Below are 11,821 nucleotides of genomic sequence, written 5' to 3'. Positions count from 1 at the left end.
CGAAAGAGCAGTTATCACTCTTCGTTTATTTCTGGGATCTCCAAACCGCGCTCTTCCATTATTTGTCTTACCTCTAAAGGAATACGCTCTGGATTATCTTTTCTCAAGTCTTCATCGCTCGGCAGTGGCTGACCTGTGAAGGCATGTAGAAACGCCTCACATAAAAGCTCACTGTTCGTGGCATGACGTAAGTTATTCACTTGGCGACGTGTACGCTCATCAGTTAGCACTTTGAGTACATTCAGAGGTATGCTCACCGTGATCTTTTTTACTTGCTCTGCTTTCTTACCGTGTTCTGCATATGGGTGAATATACTCACCGTTCCATTTTGCCATAATTGTGTACTTGCCTCAGTTACATCAATGCCAATATGACTGGGTTCTGGTCTACATTATTCACCAACCGCATGAATATAGGGATAACCTTACGAATTAAAGATAAATCCCAAACTCAAATAGATGAATAAACTAATCCGCCATAGCGAGATAGAAGAATCTCTGCCATAGTTTTCAATAACTCAGTCGTATTAGCAACGCCTAGAGTGGCGAAATTTTATCGGTTTAAAAAAGATAGTCAAATACTAGTTATTTAGCCATTTAGCAGTATAAATGTTTTGACTTCTGGTTTCTGTTGTTCTAACCTTTTAGACGTCTAAACATCCAACTATCTAGGTGACCTTATGAGTCAAGTTAATAAATCGACGGTAGCAGTGCGTCACGGTATAGAAGCTGATAAAGCGCATGGGGCAGTAGTGCCACCGCTTTACCTTTCTACCACCTATTCTTTTGCCGATTTTGATACCAAACGCGACTACGATTATGGCCGCAGCGGTAACTTTAATCGTGATGTGCTTGCACAGGCACTTACCGAACTTGAAGGTGGTGCTCGTGGTATTATTACCGCCACTGGCATGGCTGCCGTTCACCTAGTAACTCAACTGCTTAACCATGACGATACGCTGGTTATTCCACATGACTGCTATGGTGGTAGCTATCGCTTGTTTACATCGCTTGCAAAGCGTGGATTGCTCAAATTAACAGTCTTGGATCTCACGCAACCTGAAAGTCTTGCGCAGCTGCAGCAGATCAAACCTAAATTAGTTTGGATTGAAACACCAAGTAACCCAATTTTGCGGTTAACGGATATAGAAGCTGTCGTAAATGCAGCACACGCTGTGGGGGCTTTGGTCGCCGCTGACAACACCTTCTTGTCTCCTGCATTACAAAACCCCATTGCCTTTGGCGTGGATGTCGTCGTGCATTCAACCACTAAATATATCAATGGTCATTCTGATGTAGTGGGGGGCGCGGTGATCGCGCGTACACAGGAATTGGGTGATGAGTTAGCTTGGTGGGCGAATAATATCGGTATTACCGGTGCACCTTTTGATAGTTACCTTACCCTACGTGGACTGCGCACCTTAAATGTACGTTTACGCCAACATCAAGAAAATGCTCAGCTTATTGCAGAATATTTAGAAAAGTCGCCGTATGTTAGCCAAGTTTATTACCCTGGCCTTGAGTCGCATCCTCAACACGAACTTGCGAAAAAACAACAGCTCGGCTTTGGTGGCATGGTGAGCTTTGATATCAAAGGCGATCTGCAAACATCTGCGAAGTTTTTAACGTCTCTAACGCACTTTTCATTGGCAGAATCTTTAGGTGGGGTTGAGAGTCTTATTTGTCATCCAGCGACGATGACACACGCGGGTATGGATCCGCAAGCACGTTTAGAAGCGGGAGTGGGCGACACGTTGATTCGTATTTCTGTAGGCATTGAAGATGCACAGGATCTCATTGCAGATCTGGAATCGGGATTTGCATGTATTGATGAAAGTCAGGCGAGTGATGATGCTAAGTCATTCAAATTAACGCCTGCACATACAGTAGCGTTGTGGTGAGTAAATGGCAAAAGTAGTACATAAGTTTGGTGGTTCGAGTTTAAGCTCGCCAGAGCGTTATCAGGCGGTTGCCAAGATAGTGTTAGAGCAATGTCAACTAGGTGACAGTGTTGTGGTTTCTGCTGCAGGAAAAACAACGAATACCCTAGTGAAGTTATGGCAAAGCTTTGAGCAGCAAGATGTTCGCGCATTCAACGATGTTTTATTACAAGTTGAAAATCATCAACGTGAATTAATTGATGCCCTGTTTGTAGGTGAACAACACAGTGTGTTACTCAAACAGCTTGTCAATGAGCTGCAAGCAATCGCTTCAGGACGAGAAGAACAGCATCTTCACTACGCGAGTTTACTTGCACATGGAGAGCTATGGTCGGCTCGTATATTAGCAAACTACCTAAGTTCTCAAGGTATCGAAGCCAAAGCTATCGACGCTCGTACGTTATTTGTACAACAAGAGGGGGTGTTACTACACGCCCATAACAAAGAAGCGTGCTATCGCGCAATTGATGATCACGCTATCTATATCGTTACCGGTTTTATTGCCGCAAATGCACAAGGTGAAACGGTGACTTTAGGCCGAAATGGCAGTGACTATAGCGCGACTTTGTTGGCAAGTTATCTTGATGCGGCTCAAGTATCAATTTGGACGGATACAACGGGTGTATTCAGCACTGATCCACGTAAAGTCGCCAATGCCATAAAATACACAAAGGTATGTCGTGGCCAAGCTGAATTACTCGCACGATTAGGTAATCCAGTACTACATGCAAAAACGCTGTCTCCACTTAAAGATACTGATATAAAACTGCAAGTTCGCAGCAGCTTTGACGCCGATGCACTTGGCACTGAGATAGTAAAGGCAGGCTATAGCAAAGAGAAGCGCTTTATTACCACTTTTGGACAACTTGACCTGTTACGCGTTGAGCAGCTAAAAAGTGGTGAAGTGAAACAGCTAAGCCAGCTTATTCAGCATAGCATTCATCATTTTGTTAAAGGTGGAGAGGCACACTTACTGGTGCCATCTGAGTTTAGCCATGTTGTGATTAAAGCGCTGGATTCGCGAGCCAATATTATTGAGTCGCAAGTACAAGGCTTTGCTATTGTTGCCCCAAGTCAGGATGTTGCTGGCTTACATCAGCAAGCTCTGGAATTATTGGATGAACATGCGATTGTCACCCGTTTTGTGCTGCAAGAGCGCCATTACAGCTTAGTGTTAACCGATCAAGCAATTGATAGCGATCTACTTGCTATATTGCACGAACGTTTGGTCAATAAAGGCAGAGAGCTTGCTGTGATTGTAGCTGGTGTTGGCAATGTGGGTGAAGTGTTTATCGAACAATGCAAAAACCAAGTCGCTAAGCTGAGTGAGCACTTTGATCTTAAGTTGGTTGGCTTACTGCGTTCTAAGCAAATGTTGTTCTGTCCAAGCGGGTTGAATTTAGCATCGTGGCAACAGCAATGGCAAAATGAGGCCATCGAATACAATGAAGCAGAGCTATTCACTCGTATTAAAGAGCTAGATTACGAGCATAAAGTGGTGGTCGATATTACTGCGAGCGAGCGTTTCAGCGAGTTGTATCCACAGTTTGTTGAACATGACTGCCATTTGATCAGCGCTAATAAATATGCCGGCACGGCACAACAAGGTTGGTACTCAAAGCTGCGTCAGCAGTTACAAGATCGTAACCTATTATGGCGTTACAATACCAGTGTTGGCGCAGGTCTTCCCATTAACTTTGCATTGGCTGATCTGCAAAATAGTGGCGATGAAGTGGTGAGAATTGAAGGCGTCTTTTCCGGCACTTTATCTTGGCTTTGTAGTCGCTATGATGGTTCTGAAGCATTTTCTGAGCTAGTGCTTGGGGCGCAAGAACTTGGTTTTACCGAGCCCGATCCGCGCGAAGATCTATCTGGCCGAGATATGCAGCGTAAGCTTTTGATCTTAGCACGAGAGTTAGGCATTGAGCTTGAGCTTGACGATATTGAATTAGAGGCGTTAATGCCAGAGTCCTTGAGTGTGGGTTCATGGCAAACGTTTTTAGAAAATCGCCAGCAACTCGATGACTTTTATGCGACACACTATGCAAAGGCCACAGCGAATGACGCTGCGCTTCGTTATACTGGTGCGCTTGAAATTGCAAGCAATGGCAAAGTGTCTGCAAAAGTAGGCATTGCACAGGTACCAAATGGCTCGGCAATCGCGAATTTAACACCGGGTGATAATATTTTTGTGATCCACACTAAATGGTATGAACAAAATCCGCTGGTGATCCAAGGCCCGGGGGCAGGTAAAGAAGTGACAGCAGCGGGAATACATTCCGATTTATTCTGGCTGACGCAAAATCTAAAATAACTCTTTTAAGAAAATAGATATAATACAACTGGTATAAGACAAAAATGCCGATACATCTGTATCGGCATTTCTATTTTAGAATAACTCTTCGTGAGTCGGTAGCGGCGCGGTATCGTCAAACGGTGTGCTGCTATCCGTATCCAATACGTACTTGGTTGGGGCTGTACCTTGCTCGAAATATTCAAACCGAGATGTGTAATCGTTCTTGCGAGACAAAAGCCCTGTCTTTAAGTCAATCCGAGTTGAAATAAGCCCTGGAGGCGGCTCTATCGGAGCCAAAGGCTCGTCTTTAAGCGCCTCACGCATAAAGTCTATCCAAGCAGGTTGTGCTGAAATCGCTCCGGCTTCTGCGCCAACAAGTTGATTATTACCAAGGTTAGCGTTGTAGGCCGCACGACCCAAGGATTTACTCGCATCGTCAAAGCCAACCCAGACTGTGGTGAGGACATTACGGTTAAAGCCCGTAAACCAAGTATCTACTGAGTCATTGGTGGTACCCGTTTTTCCAGCAAGGTCACGACGTTTTAACCATTGACCACGCCAGCCTGTGCCGCTCCAGCCCGTATCGTGTTTCCAACTACCACCACCCCAGATAGCACTGTGAAGCGCATCAGCAATCAGAAATGCGTTTTGCTCCGAAATCACTTGCGGTGCACAGCGCTCAGGTTGTTCTTCCATCTGCTGTTCGTCGCAGACCAATAGCGGCTCTGCAGAACCCAGCTCAGTGCCGAATGAGTCGGTAATTTTATCGATAAAATACGGCTCAATGAGGTGACCGCCGTTGGCAAAAGTGGCCATGCCGCGCGCCATTTCAATAGGAGTCAGTGCAGCACTACCAAGCGCCAATGACTCGCTGCGATTAATATCTGCGTCTTGAAAACCAAATTTAAGCAAATGATCAGCAGCCTTATTTATGCCAACGCCTTTGATCAAACGAACAGATACCACGTTTTTCGATTGTGCAAGCGCTCGGCGAATACGGATTGGGCCGTTATACACTTCAGGGCTATTCTTCGGACGCCAAGCCACGCCAACGCTTCTGTCCCAATGATTAATCGGGGCATCATTAAGAATGGTGGCTAGGGTATAGCCATTTTCTAATGCGGATGAATAAATAAAGGGTTTGATGTTTGAACCCACCTGGCGCTTAGCTTGGGTAGCACGATTGTATTGGCTAAGCTCAAAGCTGTAGCCGCCCACAATCGCCTTTACACGCCCATCCTGCGGGTCAAGTGAGACGAGGGCACTGGATGCCTGCGGCAATTGACTTAACATCCAGCCGTCGTCTTGTTTGCGTACAAACACTTGCATGCCCGGCGCGAGGATATCTGCGGTTGTTTTTGGTGGTAGGCTTTGACGCGTTTCACTGATGTATTGTCTGGCCCAACTTAAGCCTGACCATTCCAATGTAATTTGCTCACCGGTTTTTAAGAGCAGGTCGGCCGTTTTCTCTGCAATGCTTAGCACCACAGCTGCTTTTAACGGCCCAATTTCATTGACCTTTTTAAGGCGAGTAATAATGCCTTCATGGCTTAGCGGCGATTCCGTTTCAGCATGCCAATAGGTTTCTTCTGCGCCTCTAAAGCCGTGACGCATATCGTAGGCATGTAAATTATCAACTAATGCATGCTGAGCAGCCTGTTGCATGTCTGATTCCACACTGGTGTAAACTTTCATGCCTGAGTTATAAGCTTTATCAGTACCGTAGCGTTCGACCATATAGGCGCGAACCATTTCAGAGATGTAAGGTGCATAAAGCTCGATTTCGGCGCCATGGAATTTAGCCGTGATAGGAGCTTGTGTTGCCTCATCATATTCTGCTCGAGTAATATACTTTTCAGCAAGCATTCGTCCGAGCACAACATTCCGGCGCAATTGCGCGCGCTCTGGGTTACGAATTGGATTTAACGCAGAAGGCGCTTTTGGCAGGCCTGCAATCATTGCCATTTCTGCTAAAGTTAATTCTGATAGTGAGCGACCGTAGTAGACTTGCGCTGCAGCACCGATACCAAAGGCGCGATTGCCCAGTTCAATTTTGTTTAAGTAAAGCTCAAAAATTTCATCTTTCGTTAATAGTTGCTCAATATGCAACGCAATAAAGATTTCTTTCACTTTACGAATATAGGCTTTCTCTCTTGTTAAGAAGAAGTTTCTGGCAAGTTGCATGGTGAGCGTACTGGCTCCCTGCTTTTTTTGCCCTGTGGTGATAAGTACTATAGCGGAGCGGACGATACCTATCGGATCAATACCGAAATGATCGTAAAAGCGGTTATCTTCTGTCGCTAAGAATGCCTTTCGCATGGGGAGTGGAACATCCTGCAAACGTACAGGGATCCTGCGCTTTTCACCAAATTGATTGATGAGTTTTCCGTCTCGTGTAAAGACTTGCATGGGTGTTTGTAGTTGAACATCTTTCAAAACCTCTACACTTGGTATGTCAGATTTGACATAATAATAAAGACTGATAAGTGTCAACACGCCTAAAAGGGTACAAACAAAAACGAATTGTAAAAATCTTTTCAATAATTTCACGGAATTATCCCTAGTTAGACTCCCAATTACAGGTAGACACTGCTAGTATATCTTGATTAAAAAACGATTAATATTTTTGTGTGCTAAATTTTTATGGTACACAGTCTTAAAAGGAAACGGGCGCTTCACATGCTGAGCCAACTACTAAAAAAACAAGCACCTCTGATGATAGGGATCGATATCGGCTCCCATTGTGTCAAAGCGGTGTTGCTGTCGAAGACAAGTTCCAGCTACCGAGTAGAAGCCGTTGCGATTGAACCTATTCCGAAAGGAGCAGTAAATGAAAGGGCCATTCAAGACATTGAAGCGATCGGCAACGCGATAACTAAAATGAAGCGGCGCATTCCAAAGCTCACGCAATATGCAGCAGTTGCCGTATCCGGTCAGACCGTGATTACAAAAGTGATCTTTATGGATGTGTCATTAACTGATGCTGAACTCGAGTCTCAGATAGCAATAGAAGCAGATAGCCTGATCCCTTACCCGTTAGATGAAGTTAGTCTAGATTTTGAAAAAATTGGAGTAAACGAAGCCGATCCGTCAAAAATGAATGTGCTGCTCTCTGCGGCTCGTACCGAAAGCGTGCAAGCACGGGTTGGCGCATTGGAAGAAGCGGGTTTCAAAGCGAAAGTTGTTGATGTAGAAAACTACGCACTAAGTAGAGCCATGGATGTCATTTACCCTGAACTGCCAAATGATGCCTTTGATAAAATCGTAGCAATGATAGATATTGGCGCAGTGCTTACGCTGATTAGCGTTATTCAATCTGGGAAAACGATTTACACTCGTGACCAAGTGTTTGGTGGTGAGCAATATACCAACAGCATTGTTGCTTATTACAACAAAACCTACGATGAAGCAGAACTGGCGAAAACGACGGGGGATTTACCTCCAAACTATACCTTTGAAGTCTTGGCTCCTTTCCAAACTTCTATGCTGCAGCAAATTCGTCGAGCAGTGCAAATGTTTATGACGACCAGTGGTAAAGATCATATCGATTACATCGTGTTGACGGGTGGAACGGCTTTAGTGGATGGCTTAGATAAACTGCTCATTGATGAGCTTGGGATCCACACAATAGTGGCAGACCCGTTTACTGATATGGAGATTGCACCAAAAGTAGATAGGCATGTGCTGCAAAAGCATAAAGCGCAATTCGCCTTAGCGACAGGCTTGGCATTAAGGAGCTTCTCATCATGCCACATATAAATTTGCTTCCTTGGCGCGAGCAGCAAAGGCAAGCGTCGCAACAAATCTTTCTGACTATCATTGCGGTGATCATCGCGGCTTGTCTGTTGTTAATGTACATGCTTGGCAGCTTCTATGACGGCTTAAAAACCGGGCAAGAAATTAAAAACCGCTATCTCGAAAGCGAGATCACTCAACTAGATTCACGGATAGTTGCGATTAACGACCTGAATAAGCAAAAAGAAAATTTACAGCGCCGTATTCGGCTTATTGAGGAGTTGCAACTCAACCGCAGTCTCGGCACGCAAATTATCGATGAAATAGCGCGAGTGGTTCCGGCTGGGGTTTATCTCACCAGTCTTGAGCGGCAAGACAATATGATAAAAGTCATTGGTCGGAGTGAATCAAACAACCGCTTATCGCAAATGCTACGACAAGTTGAATCATCATATTTAATAGAGCGGCCGGTGATCCAAGGCATAGTAGCCGGTGAGCAAAGTTCAAAATTACTGAGTGATTTTACGATGCACTTTTATATTAAGTCTCATGACGACATCCACTTAGCCGATAAAGCGAAATAGGGCGGAGGCACAGTGCATGAATTTTGACTTAAACAGTTTAAAAGAAATAGATTGGAATGAGCTGGAGCTCGATAATATTGGTCATTGGCCATTTCCTGTAAAAGTTTTATGCTCCGTTCTGGTGGTTTTACTAATGATGGTATTGGGTTATAACCTGATGGTCTCAAGTTCCATTGACCGCTACGACCAAGCGGTTAAAAAAGAGCAAGAGCTGAGAACGAGCTACCGGATTAAATACGCAAGAGCAAACAATCTAGAGCTATATAAACAGCAAATGATTGATATGGAAGCGCAATTCACTGAGCTGTTGAGACGACTGCCAAGCTCCAACGAAACGCCTGGACTACTTGATGATCTGACTTACGTTGGTACCTCAAGCGGATTAACCTTCCTAAAAATTGGCTGGATGCCAGAGGTACGTAAAGAGTTTTATACCGAATTGCCGATTAAGCTAGAAGTGATAGGTAAGTATCATGAATTTGGTCAGTTTGTGAGTAAGGTATCTGAATTACCTCGTATAGTCAGCCTACATGATTTTAGAATCGAAAATGCAGGAAATGGCGAGCTGGTATTTAGTGTTGTGGCAAAAACTTATCGTTATGAGCAAGGAGGTCAGAAATGATCCGACTGATGCTCTGCGTGACCTCGTTGATGTTCATCTCGGGTTGTAATGATAGTACTGCAGAACAAAAAGAATTTATTGATCAGGTAAAAGCAAGCTCAACACCAAAAATCGAGCCTATACCTGAAATGCAAAATTATGAGCCATTTAAGTATAGCGCTTCAGAATTGCGTAGCCCTTTTGTTGCGCCCCAGCCTGAAGTGATTGAAAATAAACTAGTTCAAATTAAAAACTGTTTACATCCAGATCCAGATAGAGATCGCTATCCATTGGAGAAATTTCCGTTGGATAATCTACGTATGAAAGGCATTATTGCCAAGTCTGATGGTCGTTGGGCGCTAATCGAAGCGGCGACGCAAGGCTTGTATCGTGTAAAGCGTGGTGAATATATGGGCCTGTATCATGGCAAAGTGCTGAGTGTACATGCCGATCATTTAGAATTATTAGAATTGATCCCAGATGGAACGGGATGTTGGAAAGAAAGGCTAACAAAAGTGGAAATGTTAGAAGCGGAACAAGGTGGCACGAGTGAATACTAACAATAACGTTATAAAATCAACCATTAAAAGCACTCGAACATTATGGCGTTCTGTGCTCGGTGTTGCCTTAGTTGGCCTTTCGTCAATTACGCATGCCATTCCTATGTTGTATGACATTCGCTATAACCCCGTTCCGACAGGGGAAACTCAGCTACAACTGGTGTTTGATGAAAAACTCAATACAGAGCCACAAGTTCGTGTTGTCGGCGAAAGCACCAGTATTGAATTGTTTTTCCAGCAGGCTGAGTTTGAAGAAAGCTTAAAAGCTCTGAGTATTGATAAAGCTGGTATTCAAGGCATTACCAGTGAACTCAGAGATGGTGGTTTTGCCGTTTCCATCAACATGGATGAGCTGAAGCTATATAAAACCGAGGTTAAGAATAACCTTGTGATAGTGGAAGTGTCTAATAAACCGATTGTCTCTGAACAAGATCAAAGTCAAAAAGTCACTGCGTTTATCAACCAAATTCAAGCTATCGATTTTCGTCGCGGTGAGAAAGGTGAAGCTAAAGTACTTGCGTTTCTTGAGCACAACCAAGCGGCCATCGATGTACAAGAGCGCGGTGGTAAAATCATTGCGGACTTCCACCATATCGATATTGCAGAAGACCTGCTATACGAACTCGATGTGTTAGATTTTGGCACTGTGGTATCTCGCATAGAAACCTTTAAAGAAGACAATAAAAGCCGCATTGTGATTGAGCCAAATGCGGCATTCAAGTTTACCTATCAACAGCTTGATAACATCTTTACCTTATCAGTTGAAAAAGACGAAGGTAATAAAACCTTTGGCGATAAAAAAGAATATAGAGGTCAGCCGATCACGTTGAATTTTCAGGATATTCCAATTCGCTCCGTACTACAGATCATCGCCGATACAAACAACTTTAACCTAGTAACGAGTGACACCGTATCTGGCAATATAACCTTGCGTTTAGATGGTGTACCTTGGGATCAAGCGCTTGATGTTGTGTTACGTGTGAAAGGGCTAGATAAGCGTATGGATGGCTCTATTTTGATGGTCGCGCCATCTGAAGAGCTCGCTGCTAGAGAAGCCAAGGAATTACAAGCGCGTCAGCAAGTAGAAGAGCTGGAACCATTATATAGCGAGTATATTCAACTTAATTACGCGAAAGCGGAAGAGTTTGCTGACTTACTCAAAACCGATATCAACTCTATTATTAGTCATCGTGGTAGTGTATCGGTTGATAAACGTACCAATACTTTATTAATTAAAGACACCTCACGCAGTATTGAAAGTGTACGTCGGATGGTTGAAACCTTAGATGTGCCGGTAAAACAGGTGCGTATAGAGTCACGCATGGTTACTGTAGATGACACAGTACAAGAAGACTTAGGTGTCCGCTGGGGCTTTAGCGATCAGCAAGGCAGTGATGCCATCTCTGGTACGCTAGACGGTGCGAATGCGCTATCCAATGGCAATATTCCGTCTTTGGAAAACCGCTTAAACGTTAATTTAGGCGTAAAAGGAGTCCCTGCTGGCAGTATTGGTATGCACATTGCGAAATTAGCTGATGGCACTTTGATAGATCTTGAGTTGTCTGCACTGGAGCAAGAAAATAAAGGTGAGATAATCGCGACGCCAAGCATCACGACAGCTAACCAGAAAAAGGCGCGTATCGAGCAAGGTACAGAGATTCCTTACGTAGAGGCATCATCAAGTGGTGCAACGACGGTGAGCTTCAAAAAAGCGGTTTTAAGCTTGGAGGTGACACCGCAAATCACACCTGATAATAAAATAATTCTCGACTTAGTGATTACACAAGACACTAAAGGTGATACCGTGCAAACGCCAAATGGCCCGGCGACGGCAATCAATACCCAAGAGATCCAAACACAAGTACTGGTCGAAAATGGTCAAACTATCGTACTGGGTGGTATCTATCAGCAAGAAGTGAAAACGGCAGTAAGTAAGATCCCAATTTTGGGCGATATCCCATATTTAGGTCTATTGTTTAAGAACTCTCGTGATATTAATGAAAAGCGAGAATTGCTGATATTTGTGACGCCTAAGATCATTCAAGACAGTTTATAGGCCCGTTGACAGTAAAAGTATTGCGCTTTTTGCGTGGTTTGACTTGAAAT

General features: G+C 44.1%; 9 protein-coding genes. 7 read left to right on the top strand and 2 right to left on the bottom strand.

Annotated features, from left to right (window positions below; genetic code table 11):
- Window positions 1-14: 14 nt before the first annotated feature.
- The gene (gene metJ, locus QSH61_RS17025) at window positions 15-335 is read right to left on the bottom strand and encodes a met regulon transcriptional regulator MetJ (protein WP_010368921.1); all 321 of its coding nucleotides are present in this window, start codon (window positions 333-335) and stop codon (window positions 15-17) included.
- A gap of 344 nt (window positions 336-679) precedes the next feature.
- On the opposite strand from metJ, the gene metB reads away from it, so the two are divergent.
- Both metB and metL read left to right on the top strand, forming a co-directional pair.
- Complete coding sequence (gene metB / locus QSH61_RS17020) at window positions 680-1,900, top strand: cystathionine gamma-synthase (protein ID WP_206472675.1); 1,221 nt, start codon at window positions 680-682, stop codon at window positions 1,898-1,900.
- 4 nt (window positions 1,901-1,904) lie between these two features.
- Window positions 1,905-4,253, top strand: a complete 2,349-nt coding sequence (gene metL, locus QSH61_RS17015; protein WP_206472677.1) for a bifunctional aspartate kinase/homoserine dehydrogenase II — start codon at window positions 1,905-1,907, stop codon at window positions 4,251-4,253.
- A 75-nt stretch (window positions 4,254-4,328) separates the two neighbouring features.
- On the opposite strand, the gene QSH61_RS17010 is transcribed toward metL, so the two are convergent.
- Complete coding sequence (locus QSH61_RS17010) at window positions 4,329-6,785, bottom strand: penicillin-binding protein 1A (protein ID WP_206472679.1); 2,457 nt, start codon at window positions 6,783-6,785, stop codon at window positions 4,329-4,331.
- Between the two features lie 129 nt (window positions 6,786-6,914).
- On the opposite strand from QSH61_RS17010, the gene QSH61_RS17005 reads away from it, so the two are divergent.
- From QSH61_RS17005 to QSH61_RS16985, 5 genes are read left to right on the top strand one after another with little or no spacing between them, the layout of a single operon-like run.
- A complete protein-coding gene (locus QSH61_RS17005) occupies window positions 6,915-7,994 on the top strand; it encodes a pilus assembly protein PilM (RefSeq protein ID WP_010368913.1) in 1,080 nt (359 codons plus the stop codon).
- Complete coding sequence (locus QSH61_RS17000; RefSeq protein ID WP_010607058.1) at window positions 7,982-8,554, top strand: PilN domain-containing protein; 573 nt, start codon at window positions 7,982-7,984, stop codon at window positions 8,552-8,554. Before QSH61_RS17005 ends, QSH61_RS17000 begins: the two co-directional genes overlap by 13 nt.
- Window positions 8,555-8,570: 16 nt before the next feature.
- Window positions 8,571-9,176: a type IV pilus inner membrane component PilO gene (locus tag QSH61_RS16995; protein WP_010607059.1), complete on the top strand. Its 606-nt coding sequence runs from the start codon at window positions 8,571-8,573 to the stop codon at window positions 9,174-9,176.
- Window positions 9,173-9,715, top strand: coding sequence for a pilus assembly protein PilP (locus tag QSH61_RS16990; RefSeq protein WP_010607060.1), 543 nt, complete (start codon window positions 9,173-9,175; stop codon window positions 9,713-9,715). Before QSH61_RS16995 ends, QSH61_RS16990 begins: the two co-directional genes overlap by 4 nt.
- The gene (locus QSH61_RS16985) at window positions 9,705-11,771 is read left to right on the top strand and encodes a type IV pilus secretin PilQ (RefSeq protein WP_206472681.1); all 2,067 of its coding nucleotides are present in this window, start codon (window positions 9,705-9,707) and stop codon (window positions 11,769-11,771) included. The genes QSH61_RS16990 and QSH61_RS16985 overlap by 11 nt, the downstream gene beginning before the upstream one ends.
- Window positions 11,772-11,821 lie beyond the last annotated feature (50 nt).

Source organism: Pseudoalteromonas sp. JC3, assembly GCF_030291895.1.
GTDB lineage: Bacteria > Pseudomonadota > Gammaproteobacteria > Enterobacterales > Alteromonadaceae > Pseudoalteromonas.
Note: the sequence above shows the minus strand (reverse complement) of the source record. Positions and strands in the feature narration are given on the sequence as shown.